Genomic DNA, 20,351 nt, shown 5'->3' with positions numbered 1-20,351 from the left:
TTTGTATACGATTAGGTATCTGTATGTTAGAATTTCGCGACATGACCGACGTTCGGAAGAGTTTTGAGAGAAAGCCGCTATGGTATTAAGCAAGATTAACAAGTCAATTGCAACAGCACTGGCCGTTATGTCCTTTGGCACTATGTTTTGTGCCTCTTCAGTCGCTTCAACAGCGCAGGCACAAGAGCTCACTCTGGACTCATCCGTGGCTGTTGTTAATTCAGACATCATCTTACGTAGCGAACTTGATGCTGCTCAAAAAGCTGCACAAGCTCAGTTTAAGAGCCGTGGTGCCAACGTAGATGCAGTTACAGCACGCCGTGCTGCTTTAGAGCAATTAGTCACCCGCTCTATTATTGTTCAGATTGGCAAGCGTTATGGCATTTCCTTAACCGATACCCAAATCGACCAGGCATTAGCTCAAACTGCAGCTCGTTCTAATACCTCAGTAAACGATATTTTAAAGAGCTTTGGTAATGTAGATTTAGCTACCGCTCGTCAGAAGTTTGCCGAAGAGTTTGTTATCAACGAAGTACGTACCAATCAGGTTCGTCGTCGTGTGCGCATCTCTGATGCTGAGGTTGAACTGCTTGCTAAGAACCTGCGCAAAATCGGCAACGTTGAGCCAAGCTACCACTTAGGTCAGATCATCTTAGGCTTAGATGCTAACGCTAGCTACAATGAGGTAAACCGCGTTACCTCTATTGCCAATACCATTAAGTCCCAGGCAAGCAAGGGTGCTGACTTCAACGCTTTAGCTGCTCAGTATGCACAGGGTAGCAACGCTGTACAGGGTGGTGATATCGGCTTCGTTCCTGAAAGCCAAGTACCAGTACCATTCTTACCTGCAATCTTAAAGGCTAATCCAGGTGCCGTCATTGGCCCTATCCGCTCACCTTTTGGTCTGCACTTAATCAAGCTTTACGAAGTTACTAATCAGGCAGTTGAGCCAGTAACTACCTACAAGGCTAAGCATATCTTATTAAAGACCTCCATCATCTTCTCTGATGAGGCTGCTGTAAGCGAACTCAACGCTCTGCGTAATAAGATTGTTTCTGGCGGTATCAGCTTTGCTCAGGCTGCCAAGAAATACTCAGAGGATACTGGCTCTGCATCTTTAGGCGGTGAGCTTGGTTATGCTCCAGCTGGTCGTTACGATCCAGGCTTTGCTCAGGGTTTAGTTGCTCTGCGTGTGGGTGAGGTTTCACAACCAATTAAGTCAAGCTTCGGCTGGCACCTTATCTACCTTGAGGATCGCAAGATTGACAAGGATTCTGACGAGGCCTATGAGGCACGTGCTCGTGAGCTTATCTTCCGTCGCTTATTTAACGAAGAGTCAGCAGCTTGGGAGCGTGAGATTCGCGCTACTGCCCACATCCGCGTTACCGACCCTATCTTAGTTAACGCTGGTATGGCTGACAACGCCAATATCGAAGGTGATCCAGCTTTACATAAGTCAAAATAATCGGCACTAGACCTATTTAGGTCTTGCTACTATGAGTACTCAAAAGCTCAGCCATAGTGCTGAGCTTTTTGCTTTATGCGTAGCTCAATTACAGTTAAATGGTACTCAAAGGCATAATCTATACGGCACTCAAAGATGTAATCTAGATGGCACTCACAGTAGTGAGCGAAGATGATGAGCGCACGTTTGTGGCTCATTAACAGCAAATTACCGTGCTGTGGATTACACTAGCTTATCGATTGTTAATGCAAAATGGATGGATAACCATGTCGGATACTAATTCAAAGAGCAAGCAAATGCGTATTGCCATCACCACTGGTGAGCCAGCTGGTGTTGGTCCTGAACTTATGTACCATCTTAGTCGTTACCATGCAGCTACACTACCTCTGCATGCACGTTGTGCTTCAGTTGAAGAGGGTGGTTTAAGTTCAGATGAAATAGCCCAGTCTCAAGTTGAGTTAGTACTGATTGGTAACAAGGCTTTACTTGAAGAGCGCATGAAGCTCTTTGGTAACGACTTTATTCTCCATGACTTTAAGGAAGATGAGTTTGTCCCATCAGGCCCAGATGACACTGGCTTAGGACATTTAAGTTGCCTGAATATTGAACTTGGCACTCCATCGATAGCAGGAAGGCAAGATGAGCGCAACTCACCATATGTGCTTGCTACTTTAGATAGAGCCATCGAGCTGTGCTTAAGCGGTCTGTGCGATGCCATGGTAACAGCCCCAATCTCTAAAAGCATCATTGCAAAAACTGGTATCGAGTTTACCGGACATACCGAATATCTGCAGGAGAAGTGTCATTGCAACGAAGTGGTTATGATGCTTGGTTGTTCTAAGATGAATGTGGCTTTAGTTACTACTCACCTGCCTTTAAACAATGTCAGTGAAGCTATTACTAAAGAGAAACTTACTAACATTATCAGCATCTTGCACCACGATCTTAAAGCCCATATGGGTTTTGCCTCTCCTCAAATCTATGTATGCGGCCTCAACCCACATGCAGGTGAAGATGGCACCTTAGGCATGGAAGAGATTGAGACTATCTCTCCAGTTATTGAGAGCTTAAACGCCACCGGCAATTACAATCTCATCGGTCCACTACCTGCAGATACTCTCTTCCAAAAGAAGTACTTAGACAAAGCTGCAGCTATCCTTAGCATGTACCACGATCAAGGCTTACCAGTCCTTAAATATGCAGGCTTTGATGAGGGCTATAACACTACCTTAGGCCTTCCATTTATCAGAACCTCTGTAGATCATGGCACCGCCTGTGATTTAGCAGGTAAGGCCATCGCTGATGAAGGTTCACTTTTGAGCGCTGTCAGCCTTGCTATCTATATGGCCAACCATCGTCACAAGGGCCAATAGAACCTAAACTAACATCATACTAACTTGCGCTTAGAGGGCATGATACTTAGCTTTGCCAAGGATGATTGCTAGGTAATTACCCTCTAATGCGCTTATCTATGCTAAAAAGTGTGATCTTGTTGGTATAATTCGGGACAAATCATTGCCCTTAAGTAAGGGCAAGTCCTTTCTTTAAATGACATCGAGAACGATTTCATGGCAATAATCCCACCTCCACATATGAAAGCGCGTAAGCGTTTTGGACAAAACTTCCTGGTTAACGACCACATTATCAACTCAATCGTGGACTCCATTAACCCAAAGGAAGGTGATTATCTCGTTGAAATCGGTCCAGGTCATGCGGCTTTAACCCGCCCTGTTATCGAAAGAGCCAAGGCTTTAACTGCCATTGAACTTGACCGAGACTTAGCTGAGCGTTTACGCCACGATCCTTTCTTAAAGGGACTGACCTTAATTGAGTCGGATGCACTCAAGGTAGACTTCACTAAGTTACCTGGTGCAGGCAAGTTACGCGTGTTTGGCAACCTGCCTTACAACATTACTAGTCCGCTCATTTTCCACCTCTTAAGCTTCCCAGGCATTGTTGATATGCACTTCATGCTGCAAAAGGAAGTAGTAGAGCGTTTAGCTGCAGGTCCAGGCAATAAAGACTATGGCCGTCTTACAGTCATGGCTCAGTTCCATGCTCAGGTCATCCCTGTACTTACTGTGCCACCATCAGCCTTTATCCCACCTCCAAAGGTGATGTCTGCAGTAGTACGCTTAAAGCCAAAGCCACTTACTGATGAAGAGCGTGCACTCTCTCCATTCTTAAATAAGATTACTACTACCGCTTTTGCTGCCCGTCGTAAGACCATTCGTAACTCCATGGCACCTCTTTTTGAGGCAGAAGAGCTAAGTGCAATTGGCATTGATCTTCAAGCACGCGCTGAAGACCTGCCGCTGTCAACCTATGTGGAGCTAGCTAAACTCTTAAAGAGCAAGCGTACTTTAGAAGAGCTTATTGCTCAAGAAGAGATGCAAACCCAGCTCAAAAAAGAAAAGCGTATTGCTAAGCTCACAGCTGTACAAGCAGATGTAGACTGCAAAGATACTGATGCTGGTGATAATGATAAAAAGAGCGCACAAGATGCCTCTAGTGAAGATAATATGCTTGAACATGGCTCATCAGAGGCCGCTCAAAGCACTGGCAAACCACTGACCGCCAAAGAGCGCAGCATCTTAAAGAAAGCTCAGAAAAAGCGTCCTCGTAAGTTTGAGGATATCGACTTTAACGACATCAACGCCGATCTGTAATCCTGGGAGTTTTTTATGAAGGCAGATAATCCTCTAGCTGAGGTTTTTGAGCGTAATAGTAACTACTGGGAACACAAGAAAGTTCTGCTGTGCGGCCAGATTCCGTCACTACAGCTGCTCAATTCTCTGATTAAGACCGAAAAGGCCTATGTCATCACTGATAACTACCCAATTGCACAGGGTATGAGTGCCATGATGGGCATCAAGCTCGGTAACAGTGACTTTGAGGTAGCCTCAAAGCGTCACGTGAGCGTGATCTTCTCTGACTATGGCGATGAGCGTATTAAAGGCCATCTTGAAGCAGTTGACACCATAGTGCTGTTCTTAAATAAGACTAAGAGTCTGAGCCAAAAGATTCTGCACTGCCTCATGCCTTACATTAACCCACAGGTACAAATCCTATTAATGGGTGCAAATGCTATTGGAGGCAAGAGTGGCGATTCTTTGGTTAAAGATGTAGCTCAGGTATTTAAAGTAGATACTGCTCGTAAGTGCACTGTATTTGCAGCTAACCTCAATGAGGGTGCACAGTTTAAGGACTCCAAGGCACTTTCAGATGTGAAATTCGGCGGCCTTACCCTTAAGCAAAATCATGGTCTCTTTAGCCAAGGTGAACTTGATAGAGGCACGCACTTATTACTTAACGCCATGCACCGTGATCTTAGCGGTATGGATAAAGTAGCTGATGCAAAAGAGCTTGAAGATCTGAGCAATGCTGATCTTAAGAGCTTACCAACACCAAAGGATCATGCAGCTCACTACGTTCTAGACTTAGGCTGCGGCTCTGGCATTATTGGCTTATCTTTAGCAGCACGTGGCTACAAAAATGTCATCTGCTCAGACATTAGTGCTACTGCATTAAACTGCACTGCAGCCAATGCCAAGCTCAATGGTCTTGATCTAAAGGTATTAGCCTCCGACATGCTGCCAAAGGCTGACGATTTAGAGCGTGCTAGCATCAATGTGCCAGGCGGTCGCTTTAACATCATTGCAACTAACCCTCCATTCCATCAGGGTATTAATCGCACTACAGCCCAAACTATTAATATGATTGCCCAAGCTAAAGAGAGCCTCACTTCAGATGGTGTGCTCTACTTAGTTGGTAACACTGCACTACACTATGAAGAGCCGCTTAACGAGGCTTTTGATAATGTAGAGATCATTGCAGCTACCACCAAGTTTACTGTCTTTAAAGCTTGGAATAATTAAGGCTAGTACAGTCATTACCCAAAAACGGCGCTAATACAGCGCCGTTTTTGATCATAACTTTGCTCAAGACAGTCTACGTACGCCAACGATAAGCTTGAAAAAGTCATGATACTTTTGTGGTTCTACTATTCTTTGTTAGAACTAGATCCTTTCTCAAAACCTCGCTTTACATTAGAACATTCAGCAAAGTACTGATAGCGCTCATCGCTTACAAAATGACGCAGTCGCATTTTGACACGTCGATGCTCAGAGCTCTTCTTGTATTGTATGAGCTCTTCAAGTGAGTTAAAGCGCTCAAGCTCTTCGCTTGACTTAATGCGCTCAGGCTTGTCCAAGAAAATTGGAGCTTTTGTGCTATTGGTTAATGACTTGTCTTCAAGCATTGCCTTAGCATTCTTGCTAGCTTGCTTTTTACTCGCACATTGCGCACCACCATTTGAAGCTAATCCATGATCGTTAGCTAAGATGGCATCTATATCGGTATTTTGAAAAGCGCAGCGCTTAGTTGAACAAGTACCGCTCTTCACATTATCTACAGCTTCATCAGCGCCAAGATCGCGGCTTGCAGCCTCGTGGCTGCAATCAGCACCATGGCTACAATCAGACTCATAGCTACTATCAGCACCACAGCTGCTATCAGCCTCATGGATGCTATCAGCACTATGGCAACTATCAGCTTCATGGCTGTTATCTTTGGCAACCTTATTGTACTGTGAGGAAACTAAGCTTTGCTCATCCTTACTCACCTCTTCTTCGCTTATGAAGCTAAGGTTATCTAGCTCGTTCTCAGATGCATCGCCCGCACAGCTAAGCTCATCTAACATACGATCAGATGTATCATCTGCAAGGCCAATACAGTCTAGATTTAAATCATATGCATCACCTGCACTGCTAAAGTCATCTAACTCTAGATCAGATGCAACTTGTGCAAAGCCATGGCTCTTGACTTTAGATAGCTCAATGTTGCTAGATGAGTGGAGGCTATCTTGTGCGTGCTCATGTAAATCGGATGTAACCATTGAGCAATTCTGCCCATTTTCTACACCATGTCTTAACGCGCTAATACGCTCTAGTTCGTGTTGTAATTCATCGCCTAGAGCGCTGATGCGGTCTATCTCACGCTGTACTTCGGCACTAATAGAGTATTTTCCGCCATGACAATGACGTGTCCTTCTTCTCTTAGCGCTGATACGCTCGAGCTCTTGTTGTGCTTCGTCTCTTATAGAGCGGATGTGCTCGTAAATATACTGCCTATCAATATCATTGATACAAGGCTGCTCATCGCTTGCCTTGTTAGTATCTAAGGCAGAATACATGTCTAAAACTACAGAGCCGTTAGACTGATAAGGAGTGTGATTATCCCAGTGAGTGTATTTTACAAAACGACTATGCACTGCTTTTTGAGGCTCAAACACACTGTTTGCCGGTATAACATCGAGTAAATAACACTCGTTCTTCAGCTGCTCTTCAATAGTGCTGCAATGACGGTATTCACAATACTTATGAAGCACTTCATTTAAATGTGAACAACACTTGCTCTTGAGCTCATCAAGGTTTTTGATGGTTTGAGATTCGGTATTAAAAAACCAAGATTTATGCTCAATCTTTTCTGTATCTACTTTGAAAGTATCATCAGTAGTTAAACTATCGCCCTCAAGATCTAAAGTAAAAGACCTTTTAGCGGCCTTTACACGCTTAGTATCAATAGCTTTTTTTGCTCCCTTAGAGGCTTTGCCCTTTGATCCTACCTCGTCAGATTCACTTGCCTTCATAGCATCTTCTTGAGATTGCAGATCATTTAAGTACTCCTCCATACACTTCTTAATGTCGTGGTGCTTTAAGGTTGCATAGCAGGCGATCTGAGAGCTATCGCCAAAGACATCAAAGATGTGGTCTAAAGAGGAATCCTTTGCCAGTGAGTTAGTAGAACTGAAGTCTACTAATTCGTGAGCAATAAAATGATTGCATTGGTCAAAGACCTCATCTACTTGATGGGGAGAACAATGCTCGATGATAGCAATATCTTGATTTTCGAGACCTAATACGGACTCTAAGAGAATATCAACGTGATAGTCAGAGATAAATGTTTTTGGTACCTGCAAAGAGCCTTGGCAGACTGATTGTATTATTCCCATAAAACAGCCCCTAGTTTGATCCTGTAGTTCAGGTTGTGTTGTGGCAATGCTATTGATTGCTGTGGTGTCACTAAAGGTGACTTACTCTTCCTTGATGTACTCACTTAAATTTTTAAGAGACGAGCTCTAGTGTGAATCTAAGTGCTTCTAAGCACACCCATAGGCAGGATTACGGTCTGTTAACGCATTAGGATTTTGCTGCATTAGCCAACGAACTTATAAGTTAGATCCATACCTTACAAGCTCATGGACATGTACTCAAAAATTTAGACAAAAGGGCTTCAGTTACAAGCAGCCTATGCATACAACTACACAGTAGGCATAGCAATACTTAAAGACAGCGCTTTAAATAAGAGCTTCGCCTTGATAAATAGCATGCATATGCAATATGCAAATACTAAGATCATCAACCAGGATTAAATTTGTCTACCAGGATTTTGCTAATACAAACACTAGAGTTAGCAACTACAGCGCTATTACCCTTTTGTATTGAATTGAACAAGTCTTATACAGTGTTGTACTTAAATTTAAGACAAAACAATGCCCGTATCCATAACAGATGCGGCGTCAAATAAGAACGCCACACCTGTCTACAGTGGAGATTTAAATTTGTCTTAACTTACATCATGGCAGGCAGAACGGATTGCTTTACCAATGATTTTGGCAACATCAATAACATGTAAGCAAAGCCAACATGTATTGATGCAAAACTCATAATACTAAGTTAAAAGTGCACTAGTTGTTTATGAGCTTGGGCTGACTAATCGTCGATCGCTTATGTAAACGGATAACACTTTTTTAAATGGCTTTGTAAGCACTCAAGCAAAGCTAGTACTTATAAACCAAGGTAAATGCGATGACAGTTAAGATTGATGGGTGCTTAACCTGTGCTGTACGTTTTAGCTAAGAAGATTCGAGTTTCGGATGCTGAATCGCTCTTCTGTCGCACAGCAAGGCGTGGCAGGAGGACAAAATCTAGCAAGGGTCTGCAGATCTACAGCGTTATCGTTTTAGAGCAGTAAAACTGCCCAAACAATGCAGGGCTCAGGGGCACTCAACAACGTCGGGGAAATTATATCTAGGTTGAGTTACCTAGATAAGAAGATATCTCAAAACTGAGATGTGTTCATATGGAAAAAACTTGAGTAAAGCAAGATGGCATAAGGCTTTGATCTGTGTTCTGAATGAAACATCCTAGTTATTACATTTTTAAGCTTTTAGGTGCTGATCTCTCAAATTAAAAAATCAATTTAGTGTTCTTTTTATACAAGATGAGCTTTACACAACACAAACCATTTGCCATTGATATATTGCACTTAACAGGAGCTTTGCACACAATTAAAGCCTAATTAACCTTAGAGATTGTAATGCTTGCAAAATAGCAGTTTTATGTAGTTTTATTCTTTTTCTTATAGATCTTAAATTGCCAGCAACGTCACACTTTTCTATCAAAGCTGATATACAAGCATTTTTACTCAATAAAACATACATTTGATAGCACAGTAGCAATCATTAAAAGTCGATCACTTTTAGTATTTTTTACTACTCAAAAACACGCCCTCTTAGATCAACTTTCACCACTCAACACACTCAAAAATGATCTATGCATAACCCAACACTATTTCCTATTAGAGCGTCGTTAGTCGTTAAATTAAGATGAACTCTAAGTCCAACAACTCTTCATCACTAAGCTAACGACGATCCTTAGCGCTGCCAACCGTGCATACAGTGATCTTAGGCTTAACGACGATCTCAAGAACAGCCCACTGGCATCCGTGTTCTTTGGTTTAACGATGATCTTGAGTGCTGCCCACTGGCATCTAGTGTTCTTGGGTTTAACGATGATCTTAAATGCTGCCCACTGTGCATCCTGTGAGCGCGGGACTGACGATGATCTCGAGTGCTGCCCACTATGCATCCTGTGAGCGCGGGACTGACGATAATCTTAGGTGCTACCCGCTGCCATCCTGTGAGCTCTGGGCTGATAATGATCTCGAGTGCTGCCCACTGGCATCCTGTGAGCGTGGGGGCTGATAATGATCTCGAGTGCTGCCAATCTTTCATGCTTGATGCTTATAGTTCATTCAGCTTAGTTAAGAAGATTGTGTTAACTAGTGACTTGAGGTTACAAAATCATGGCTGAGAGATACTGTTTTTGCGTTAATGTGAGTGCAAACGCGTCTAAAACTAAGCCTAAAAGCCTGATATTTGCTAGAATATTGCGTTGTTACAAAAGCATCTTCTTATGCTGCTCATCAGGCATTAAAGTGCACTAACAATACATGTGTACCAACAAGATCACGTTAACTTAGGCACTTTCAGCTAAAAGAAAGCCGCAACACTCTTAAGCTGCAAGTGACGATCGCCAAGCTATCCATACTAAATAACTGATCTTGCCCATTGCTATCAAAATACCGCCAAAAGCTGTCGTATCTTTGAAGCTAATGGCCTTTACACCATGTAGATATATTTAAGTTTGTGTATTGTGGTGCATGCATTTGCCCGATAAAAGGATTGCGACATATGCCTAAAATTCTATGGATATCTCCGTACAGCTTGCACGACTTGTCCTCAGGAGCATCCATTCACTGCAAAACAGTTCTTGAGGGTTTAGTAAAACGCGGCTTTGAGGTGATGTCCTGTGCATCATTTATCTTTGATGTTCCAACAGGCGCTAGACTCTTTAACAATCTTCAAGAAACTCTGGCCAAGTCAAACAAGAAAGTGTTTGAGCTTGATGATCAGGGTATTCACTATATCTACACCCGTTGCTCCTCAACCTACGAGCATGAACAAACATTAGATGACATGGATTTGTTCTTCAATGTGTTCTGCGAGGTTTTAGATCGTTTCCGTCCAGACTTTGTTATGGCTTTTGGCACTAGCATGGTCTCGATGACATGTTTTGCTGAGGCTAAGCGACGTGGTATCTACACCATTTACCCTGTATTAAACGGTAATCATGGTAATTACTCATTCCCTGATATTGATATCATCCTCACCGACTCAAGAGCCTCTGAAAAGCTCTACTATGTGCGTGATCGTATCCGTATGATCCCAACTAGCGAGATCTTTGAGAGTGAGAAGATCATAGCTCCTACCCACGAGCCTAAATACATCACTTTTGTTAACCCTAGCTTTGAGAAGGGCTTATCAATTTTTGCCCGCATTGCTAAATGGGCAGGCGAAAAACATCCTGAACTGCGCTTCTTAGTGGTTAACTCTCGCGGTAATTTTGCTGAGAATGTGCAATATCTGCATACCAAGGGCAATAAGGATGAACACCCATTCAAGCCTGAGGACTTCAATAACATCGATATGACTCCTAGCACTAACAATATGCGTTCAGTCTATGGAGTTACTCGTATGCTGATCGCACCATCTCTTTGGTGGGAGTCATGGGGCCGTGTCGCTACTGAAGCAGTGCTTAATAACATCCCTGTACTCTCAACTACCTCTGGTGGTTTACCTGAGGCCTCTGCTGGTGCTGGTATCTGTATTGATCCACCTCAGCACTGTGTTGATGACAACTTATCCATTCCTGATGATGAGGAAATGCAACCTTGGTTTGATGCCTTTGAGCGTCTGTTAACTGAGGATATGAGTGATAAGTTTAAAGCTGCAGCCGAGACCCTTTCTATTGATAAGAGCCTGGATAAGGTTGTAGAAATCTTAAAACCTTACATAGAGCGTCGTGAGCGTGACCGTGCTCACTTCAACTTCTCTCAGCCAGATCTCTAAGTGATCATCGTCCAAAAGGACAGCTGCCGACTTAATAGGATTACATAATGCCTAAAATTCTTTGGATGTCTCCATATAGCTTGCACGATGTATCATCAGGAGCATCTGTAAATTGCAAAACCATGCTCGAAGCCTTAGCTAAAAATGGCTTTGAAGTATGGTCCTGCGCTTCATTCATCTTTGATAATATCTCTGGCTCCATTGTTTTTGGCGACTTAGACAAGAAGCTTAAAGAAGATAATCATAAGACTTTCATTCTTGACGATAATGGTATTCACTACATCTACACTCGTTGTGATTCCCGCCGTGAGATGGAATTTACTTTAGCTGAAGGTCAGCTTCTGTACGAAACTTTCTTAGACGTCTTAGATGAATTTAAGCCAGATATCGTGATTGGCTATTGCCCTGGTATGACCTCACTTACTTGTTTTGCTGAGGCCCGCCGTCGTGGTATTAAGACCGTCTATACCTTAGTAAATGGCAACCACGGTAACTTTGCCTTCTCTAACTACGATCTTGTAGTTACTGACTCACAGGCAACTTCAAACTTATATGCTCGTCGTGATCACATCAATGTTGTAGCAACTGGTGCTTTCTTCAACTTTGACAGCTACATCAGTGCTCAGCGTGATCCTAAGTACGTAACTTTCATCAACCCATCTCCAGCAAAGGGTTTAGCGATCTTTGCTAAGCTTGCTGTAGTGTGCAAAGAAGAGCTGCCTGACTTAAAGTTCCTCGTTATCAACACCCGTGGTAACTTTGCTCAAATGGTCTCTATGCTGCACGAGAAAGACAAGAGCGACGTTCACCCATTCAAGCCTACTGACTTTTCTAATGTGGATATCACAGGAAGTCAAAAGGATATGCGTCCTGTGTACGCAATCACCAAAGCTCTGTTAGCTCCATCACTGTGGTATGAGTCATGGGGTCGTGTAACCTCAGAGGCTGTGATTAATGAAATCCCTGTTGTATGTTCAACCTCTGGCGGTCTTGCTGAAGGTATGGCAGGTTGCGGTGAAATTCTTGAGGCTCCACAGCACTGCGTGGATGACCACTTAAGCATCCCAACCGATGAGGAAATTCGTCCATGGGTTGATGCTTTAAAGAAAGCGCTTGAGTCTGACTACTCTGAAAAGTTCAAGGAAGCTAAGGTAACCTTATCTCCTGAGCGAGCTTTAGAGCGTACATTGCAAGCATTCCGTCCGCTTATCAACGAAAGCGGTTGCGATAACCCACTTTATTACCTGAAGTAACTGGCTCTTTTAGTTTGCCTTGTTACCCACGTATCATCTGGAAAATACTACTATGCCAAAACTACTTTGGGTCAGCCCTTTAAGCGTTCACGATTCTTCTAATCCATCAGCCGCTCAGATGCGTAACATGCTGCTTTCTTTAAAGGCACGTGGTATCGAAATCATCGGCTTAAGTGCTTTAAACTTCTTAAATGAAAGCGGCACTTCTATGTTCACCGACCTTGATGACAAGTTAAAGGGCAATGAGACCTCCTTTAACCTCGAGGACAACGGTATTAAGTTCATCTACATCCGCACTAAGTCCCGTAAGCTTGGCGATATGATCTCCCAAGAGCAGCGTAATTTTTACGCTAAGTTCTGCGCCATTATCAATGCTTTCAGACCAGATGTAGTAATGGGCTCAGGTACTGACATGCTCTCTATGGTGTGCTTTGATGAGGCACGTCGTCGCGGTCTGCCTACTACCTATACCCTGCTTGATGGTACTCCAGCTCGTTTTAACTTCCCTAACATCGATCTGGTTGTAACTGATAGCGCTGCTACCTCAAACCTCTATGCAACTAAGCACCGTATCAACAGTGTGGTAACAGGATCCTTTACTGAAGTTACTGGTCCACTGGCTTTTGGCGGCAAGGTTGAGCACGACCCAAGCAACAAAAAGTTCATTACCATGGTCGAGCCAACCGTAGATAAGGGCTTAGGTATCTTCCTGCGCTTATCGCAAAATGTACCAGCTCAAGCTCGCAACTTAAAGTTTGCAGTGCGTGAGTCTTATGCTGGTCAATTTACCGAGCAAGTAGCTCTTTTAAAGGATAAGGCTAACCCTAACAAGGCCCCATTTACTAAGGCTGCATTAAGCAAGATCTTTGTTTTAGGCCCTGAGGTAACTGATGCTGAGCTCTTTGAGTCAACCAAGGTGCTGATGGTGCCATCCTTATCTTTCGAGAGCATTAATAACATCTCTCGTGAAGCTATTACCTACGGTGTTCCTGTATTAGCTACCAATCAGACTGGTTTAGCAGAATCCATTGGTGAGGCCGGTGTCTTAGTTGAGATCCCTGAGTACTGCTTAAACAACCACTACATGGCTCCTGCAGCTGAGGACTTAGCTAACTTCTACAAGGGTCTGCAGATCATCTTAACTGAAGACTTTACTAACCGTACTGCAGATGTAGCTAAGCGCTATAACATTAACTACTCAGCTAATCGTTTAGCTGCTACCTTAAAGCCACTCTTTGACAAGTGTGCTGGTAATAACCCACAGCTGCTGCGTAATGGAAGCTTAATCTAAGCAATTTAACCATTGCTCTTAGCAAGTGAAAAAAGGCGACATTAGGTCGCCTTTTTTGAATTCTGGATGCAGCTGTATGAGTGCTGCTTTCTATTTTGCTATCTCTGACTCAAGCTTAACTGGCAGTCTGCCAAATAAAAGACCGCTTTTAGCATAGTAAGTCTGAACGTGCTCTTCTGATGCAGCCAATTTCCTAAGTATTATGGTGTCTAAGGTTAACAGACCGTAGCCACGCTCTTTTAGCTTCTCCACCCAATATTCTGATGGCTGCTCATTGACATGAAAATCACCATTTTCACCAGGTAGCGCATGGGTCATAAGAATGTACTTACCATGCACTAAAGTATCGATATAGTTATCAACATATTTAGGATCAATGTGCTCTGCTACCTCAACAGAAACGCAAAGATCAACTGGGCCACACTTAAAAGGGCCAGTGGTCAGATCATGCTGGCAAAGTGGATAGCGAGCATTGGCAACGTTAAAGTCTAAGCCTTCCATGCCAATGACTGGCACATGATAAGTATTATGGATATAAGACGAAACATCGCCTAGACCTGCACCAACATCAAGTACACTACGGATGCTAAAGCGCTTCATCACATAATCAAGCACCTTTGGTGAATATGAAGACGGATCTCCAAAGAAGAGATTACCACCCATATTATTAATCTCAGCGTCTTGCTTAGTACCCACGAAAAGTGTGTTGAAATTATTGAGGTCTGAAATAGAAAAGTTCATAGCTATCGTTTTGCCAAGTTTTACAGCCACACAAAGAATTAAGGACAATAAAGCCTTATGCCAATTAAGCCCTAGGCTAATGAGCTAACAAAGCCTAGTAGGCCTCAATTAAGTGAGCCATTGTACCCCTTGCAGACTAATTAGCTAAGCTCTCAACTCACATTTTGCACTTTGCACCAAGATCTTAAGGACACACAAGCTTACTTACTCTTCAATGTTAAGGTTCGTAAAGTCTTGTGAGGTGTCCTTAGCAACATTCAAGATACGGACATTTTCCTTGTCTTGTATGAAGAGCATCTTCCAATCATCCACGATACGAGGGCACTCACTTAAGTCCTCATTGCGCATATAGCTGATGAAATCGTCAATATTCTCGTATGGAACCTTGTGGCCTTTTGCTACCCACTTAGGCAGGTCATAATCCCACCAGTTGAGATCTAAAAGATCAGCTATGATCTCATCTGTGAAACGATACTTTGCAATTCGCATGCTTGAAACTTTACCATTATCATCAACGACATTGTTACCAGCCACCACTGCATAAGACGGCACATCGCCTGTCACCACGCTTCCTGCACCGATTACAGCACCATGACCAATCTTGCAATTAGCAGGAATGAGCACATGCGCTCCAATCCATACATCATTACCAATCTGAGCTGACGAAGTCTCCTCACCTAGATCGAGTTTCCACTTAGGCAAGCTCTCAATGGGGCCAGAAAAACTCTGAAAATAGCGATTGTTGAAAAGAGCAACCGAAGTAGTAGCGCAATCGGTCTTATGGATACCCATTCCCATTTCTACGCCATGTGCGATCGAACAATAGCGACCTATGCTAGAAGTCGTGATGGTGCAGTCAAACTGCACATATGAGTAGCAATCAATCTTCGCTCTAAATAGCTTACTTGGCCCTTCAACATGGACAGCACCATTAAACATGAAGTTTCTTGAGAGCATCACATTAGGCTTGATACCTAATCCTTCACTTGCAAGCTGTTGGCACACGCTTGGATGCAATGTAGTTGCTGTAGATGACTTTAATAACATGCTATCCCCAAAATGATGCTCGCTGAGCGTTATCTATGTTGCCCATCATTATGCACATATAGCGCTATTAACATAACATTTATAAGAATCCATAACCTACTAGCCTCAACTAAATAAGTCTTTTATAGCGAGTTATCCCCAAGATTGGGCCAGTAAGTCACCTTTTGTGGAGCCCAAAATAAAGGCACCTCCTTGGGTGCCTGTTTAGTAATGGATTAGCTAAGGCTCTTGCTGCCATAAAAAGGACAAAAGCCTGCGTGCAAATGCCACCTATTTGATGCGGCCTAACTTTACAAGCTTTTGCTTGAAGTAGGCAATGGATTTATCTAAGCCTTCATCAAGCTTAATAACTGGCTCCCATCCAAGCTTTTCTTTGGCCAAAGCAATGTCTGGACGACGAACCTTAGGATCATCAGACGGCAGATCTTTATACACCACCTTCGATGGAGTATCGATCTTGGCAACTACCTTCTCAGCTAGCTCTTTAATCGTGAACTCGCCAGGGTTACCTAAGTTTACAGGACCAGTAAAGGAGGTGTCAGACTCCATCATGGCAATGATGCCACGTACGAGATCGTCTACAAAGCAAAAAGATCTTGTCTGTGAGCCATCGCCATAGATAGTAATATCCTTACCCTCTAAAGCTTGGCAGATGAAGTTTGAGACCACGCGACCATCATCAGGAGCCATGAAGGTGCCATAAGTATTGAAGATACGAATGACTTTAATCTTAGCCCCCATATGACGACTGTAATCAAAGAAGATACTCTCGGCGCAACGCTTACCCTCATCATAACAGGCACGAATACCATTTGGATTGACGTTACCTAAGTAAGTTTCTTTTTGAGGATGCACTAAAGGATCGCCATAAACTTCCGATGTGGAGGCTTGCAAGATCACAGCATCATGTTTGATAGCAAGATCAAGCACGTTAAAAGCACCATAAACACAGGTCTTAGTGGTATCAAGTGAGTGCTTACCCTGATAGGCTGGAGGGCTAGCAGGACAGGCAAGATTGTAAATGCGATCAAGCTTTACGCCCTGCAGCTTCTCTATTGAGTCGAGACGGTTACAGATATCATGCTCAATAAAGCAAAACTCGCTCTTATCCATTAGCTCTTGGACATTATCCAAAGAGCCAGTGTAGTTGTTATCTAAGCAAAAAACTTGATGCCCTTGCTTAACTAACTCACGGCAGAGATTAGAGCCGATAAAACCAGTGCCACCAGTTACAAGAATATTCATGCAAAATCCTTAGGCTATCTAACTGTGTACTACTTGGTAGTGCTAGTGCCAACACCTGAGTATCTAAAACCAAGCTCCCTAGCTTGAGCAGGGTTTAACATGTTACGGCAATCGACAATACAATGGTGTCGCATACGCTCGTAAGCTTGCTTTAAATCAAGATCTCTAAACTCTGGCCACTCAGTTAAGATCGCCAAAACATCAGCCCCGTCACAAGCCTCTTCTTTACACTTGGTAAAGGTAATGCGGCTTAAGTTTTCACCAAAGAGTTCTTTGGAGTTTTCCATAGCCTGAGGATCGTATACACGTAAGGTTAAATTAAAGTCTTGCTCTAAAAGCTGAGAGATGATTTGAATAGCTGGCGAGGTACGACAATCATCAGTACCTTCTTTAAAAGCCAGTCCTAAAATGCCTACTACCCTGTTAGTTTCTGCCTTTGGCAGATGGTTAAAAATACGCTCGGCCATAGCATTAATGCGCTGATTATTGCCATTAATAGTGGCCTGAATAATGGTCATGTTAAGACCATTCTGACGGGCCATAAAATCCATAGCCATTGTATCTTTAGGGAAGCAAGAGCCACCAAAACCAGGGCCTGGATTTAAGAAAGCTGCACCAATGCGTTTATCTAAACCCATACCAGCGGCAACTTCATAAATATCGGCACCAGTCTTTTCGCAAAAGTCTGCCATCTCATTGATGAAGTGAATCTTGGTAGCTAAAAATGAATTGGAGGCGTATTTGATAGTCTCACTTGAACGTGTGTTGACGCATAAGACTTTAGTTTTAGGGCTCTTTTCTAACAGCGGAGCATAGAGCTCAGAGATAACGTCCTTAGCTCTTTGTGTATCAGCACCAACAATGATGCGATCTGGATTAAAGAAGTCGTAAACAGCATAACCCTCACGCAAAAACTCTGGTAGCGAGACCACATCAAAGTCTGCGTTTTTATTGCTCTTTTCAATAAGTCCTTGAACCATATCAGCAGTTCCGACTGGTACAGTGGATTTATTAGCAATCACGGTATAGCCATTTAAGTATGGAGAGAGCTCAGTCGCTGCAGCATAGAGATAGCGCATGTCAGCTTCATGAGTGACAGGATGCGGAGGTGTGCCTACAGCTAAAATCACGATATCAGCCTGACTAACACCCTCTTGCATGGAATCAGTAAAACGGATGGTTCCTTTTTGATAATTCTTTTTTAAAAGATCTTCAAGACCCTCTTCATAAAGGGTTACTTTACCCTCTTGAAGAGCCTTAATCTTGCTCAGCTCGCGGTCGATGCAAATAACCTGATGGCCAAGCTCGGCAAGACCTACACCTGTAGGCAGTCCTACATAGCCGGTGCCAACAATAGCAACGTTCATGATTTTCACCAGTTATGCCCCCATCAGACACACTTATCCAAGCATCCAAGTGTAAAAAGAACAAAATAAAACCTTGTTCTAAAACGATTTAAGGTACACGTATGCGCTTAGCTGCAACACTTAGTGCTGAGCAAAACAACATGCTAAATACCTAATACGACTGTTCAAAGCACCCCAAGCACAATCGCTTGCGATGATGTCACCATCAAGACAACTTAGACAAAGCTATGGGAGGCTGATACACAGCCTAAGCCATGTATTCAAAATAAGATAATGCAATTACTGCTAACTTATACTAAAGCCTTTAGGCAGCAGCATAAGATGCAAACTTAATCATATCATTAGATTGCACATAGCATCTGCAAAACGGCACTTTTCTGTTAATTGCTCTAGCTATAAAGCCACTACCGCACAGCTCTCTGCCCAAGTTATACAAGTCCATGCCCATACACCACAGCTCTCTGCCCAAGTTATACAAGTCCATGCCCATACACCACAGCTCTCTGCCCAAGTTATGCCACTTAATGCCCATACACCGCAGCCCTTGTACAAGATACACATTAGCAACTAAGCCAACTAATCATCGTAGCGGCCGGCATTTATCAAGCGCAATGTGATTCATTTTGCATATCTAAGATGCAAGTTTGCAGGCAAGCACTGCATATGCACGTTAAAGGCATTACAATAGCAATATCAACTCCATGCTCATGAGTTTATCCATACTCTTGATGGGCATGTGGTTGCTGTAATTTTAGGGATTGAAAGCTAATGACTAAGATCGAAATCCTCGGCCTTAATAATGCCGATGATAGTTTCTTTAAGGTAAAACTTACTTGTGGCAAGGCTCCAGAGTGCTTTGCTGAAGGCACTAACTCTGTTCCGAATGCTCAGGGTGGCTTTGATATCTTTGTTGATAAGCAAGACAGCCGTTATTTACAAAAAGCTGGCCGTACTGTGGGTGCTTTAGGCTTATCCAAGGTTTGCGTACTTGTAGACGATAAGGCTGATATTAAGCTTGATGCTATGGGTGCTGCTCAGTTTGTTATCGGTATGTACTCTGAAGCTTTAGAGCGTACTGGTATGAGCGTAGCTTTTGACTTAAACGAAGCTAACCTTGCCTCAGCCCGTCGTGATGTTGAGTTCATTACCTTAAGTCGTATCTTTGCCAACAGCGCCAATAACCTCTACCACACTGTTGATCTAGTAACTAAATACTACAACGCTCTTGAAGAGGCCTTTAAGAAGTTTGGCGGTAAAGGTCAGCTTTCCTTTAAGGTTTTAAAGAAAGGCGATAAGGTCTTTGATGAAGAGTGCATTGGACTTCAGACTGTAGGCAAAAGCTCTATTAATGAACCATGCCTTGGCATCATTGACTATGTCGGTGAGGGTGCATCAAAAGATAAGGTTGATTTTGCCTTAGTGGGTAAAGGTATTGCCTTTGACACCGGCGGTAACGACATGAAGAGCTCCAAGTTCATGGAGACTATGCGTACTGATAAGTCAGGCCTTGTGTATGTTGCCGCTGCAACCGTATTAGCTGCAACTATGGGCGCTTCTAAGCATATCCGCTGCTACATGCCATGTGCTGAAAACATGGTATCTGGCAGTGCTATGGTTCCAGGCGACATTATTACCTACCCTAACAAGGTTTCAGTTGAGATCGGCAACACCGATGCAGAGGGGCGTCTCATCTTAGCTGATGCACTGCTGCAGGCAGCAAAAGACAAGCCTTCATTCATCCTAGATGCTGCTACCTTAACTGGTGCTGCTAAGATCGCTGTCGGCCGTGATATGTGCGCTATTTTATGCCGCAACAACAAGGTCGATGAGCAGCTCGAGCAAGCCTTTAACTACACCAAGGAAGAGTACTGGTTACTGCCAATGCGTGAGTACCACAAGCGCTATATCACCGCACGTCGTGCTGACATCTCTAACACTGGTCATGGAGATGGTGCTCCAGGTGCCTCTACTGCTGCTGCTTTCTTATCATTCTTTGTCCAAGCAGATCAGAAGTGGACTCACCTTGACTTATCTAATGCCTACCAAGCCGATAGCTCACCATACTTAGCTCCAGGCTCTACTGGCAATACCGTGTACGCCCTCGCCCATTGGCTGGTTGGTGCTCACTACTAAAGCTCTGCCTAGGCTTATTGTGACTGCACTTGATTAAGTGCATAAGGATTGTTTT

At 43.4% G+C, this 20,351-nt stretch carries 12 protein-coding genes and 1 pseudogene; 8 read left to right on the top strand and 5 right to left on the bottom strand.

Features of this window, described 5'->3' with window-relative positions; genetic code table 11:
• Positions 1 to 79 precede the first annotated feature (79 nt).
• From RDO37_RS05525 to RDO37_RS05510, 4 genes and pseudogenes are all read left to right on the top strand, one after another.
• A complete protein-coding gene (locus RDO37_RS05525) occupies positions 80 to 1,465 on the top strand; it encodes a peptidylprolyl isomerase (protein ID WP_308498383.1) in 1,386 nt (461 codons plus the stop codon).
• Positions 1,466 to 1,731: 266 nt separating this feature from the next.
• Positions 1,732 to 2,838: a 4-hydroxythreonine-4-phosphate dehydrogenase PdxA gene (pdxA, locus tag RDO37_RS05520; protein ID WP_308498382.1), complete on the top strand. Its 1,107-nt coding sequence runs from the start codon at positions 1,732 to 1,734 to the stop codon at positions 2,836 to 2,838.
• Between the two features lie 195 nt (positions 2,839 to 3,033).
• A pseudogene (gene rsmA, locus RDO37_RS05515) lies at positions 3,034 to 3,825 on the top strand (16S rRNA (adenine(1518)-N(6)/adenine(1519)-N(6))-dimethyltransferase RsmA); the annotation flags it as partial.
• A gap of 324 nt (positions 3,826 to 4,149) precedes the next feature.
• Positions 4,150 to 5,343, top strand: coding sequence for a methyltransferase (locus RDO37_RS05510; RefSeq protein WP_308498381.1), 1,194 nt, complete (start codon positions 4,150 to 4,152; stop codon positions 5,341 to 5,343).
• Positions 5,344 to 5,468: 125 nt separating this feature from the next.
• Here RDO37_RS05510 and RDO37_RS05505 read toward each other — a convergent pair whose 3' ends face one another.
• Complete coding sequence (locus tag RDO37_RS05505; RefSeq protein WP_308498380.1) at positions 5,469 to 7,478, bottom strand: hypothetical protein; 2,010 nt, start codon at positions 7,476 to 7,478, stop codon at positions 5,469 to 5,471.
• A 2,523-nt stretch (positions 7,479 to 10,001) separates the two neighbouring features.
• Between RDO37_RS05505 and RDO37_RS05500 the strand changes: the two genes are divergently transcribed.
• The 3 genes from RDO37_RS05500 to RDO37_RS05490 are packed head-to-tail and all read left to right on the top strand — an operon-like array spanning position 10,002 to position 13,763.
• The gene (locus tag RDO37_RS05500) at positions 10,002 to 11,219 is read left to right on the top strand and encodes a glycosyltransferase (RefSeq protein WP_281710741.1); all 1,218 of its coding nucleotides are present in this window, start codon (positions 10,002 to 10,004) and stop codon (positions 11,217 to 11,219) included.
• A gap of 47 nt (positions 11,220 to 11,266) precedes the next feature.
• Positions 11,267 to 12,472, top strand: a complete 1,206-nt coding sequence (locus RDO37_RS05495; protein ID WP_027939749.1) for a glycosyltransferase — start codon at positions 11,267 to 11,269, stop codon at positions 12,470 to 12,472.
• A 52-nt stretch (positions 12,473 to 12,524) separates the two neighbouring features.
• Complete coding sequence (locus RDO37_RS05490) at positions 12,525 to 13,763, top strand: glycosyltransferase (RefSeq protein WP_027939750.1); 1,239 nt, start codon at positions 12,525 to 12,527, stop codon at positions 13,761 to 13,763.
• Positions 13,764 to 13,853: 90 nt separating this feature from the next.
• Here the strand turns inward: RDO37_RS05490 and RDO37_RS05485 are convergent, their stop codons facing one another.
• The 4 genes from RDO37_RS05485 to RDO37_RS05470 all read right to left on the bottom strand — a co-directional run bounded on the left by RDO37_RS05485 (position 13,854) and on the right by RDO37_RS05470 (position 18,163).
• Positions 13,854 to 14,504: a class I SAM-dependent methyltransferase gene (locus tag RDO37_RS05485; protein ID WP_308498379.1), complete on the bottom strand. Its 651-nt coding sequence runs from the start codon at positions 14,502 to 14,504 to the stop codon at positions 13,854 to 13,856.
• 204 nt (positions 14,505 to 14,708) lie between these two features.
• Positions 14,709 to 15,551, bottom strand: a complete 843-nt coding sequence (locus tag RDO37_RS05480; protein ID WP_308498378.1) for a CatB-related O-acetyltransferase — start codon at positions 15,549 to 15,551, stop codon at positions 14,709 to 14,711.
• Between the two features lie 270 nt (positions 15,552 to 15,821).
• On the bottom strand, positions 15,822 to 16,796 hold the full coding sequence (locus RDO37_RS05475; RefSeq protein WP_308498377.1) for an SDR family oxidoreductase: 975 nt from the start codon (positions 16,794 to 16,796) through the stop codon (positions 15,822 to 15,824).
• 29 nt (positions 16,797 to 16,825) lie between these two features.
• Positions 16,826 to 18,163, bottom strand: coding sequence for a UDP-glucose/GDP-mannose dehydrogenase family protein (locus RDO37_RS05470; protein WP_308498376.1), 1,338 nt, complete (start codon positions 18,161 to 18,163; stop codon positions 16,826 to 16,828).
• A 768-nt stretch (positions 18,164 to 18,931) separates the two neighbouring features.
• Here RDO37_RS05470 and RDO37_RS05465 point away from each other — a divergent pair.
• Positions 18,932 to 20,296, top strand: a complete 1,365-nt coding sequence (locus tag RDO37_RS05465; protein WP_308498375.1) for a hypothetical protein — start codon at positions 18,932 to 18,934, stop codon at positions 20,294 to 20,296.
• Positions 20,297 to 20,351: the final 55 nt, after the last annotated feature.

Source organism: uncultured Anaerobiospirillum sp., assembly GCF_902485895.1.
Taxonomy (GTDB): Bacteria; Pseudomonadota; Gammaproteobacteria; order Enterobacterales; family Succinivibrionaceae; genus Anaerobiospirillum; species Anaerobiospirillum succiniciproducens.
Note: the sequence above shows the minus strand (reverse complement) of the source record. Positions and strands in the feature narration are given on the sequence as shown.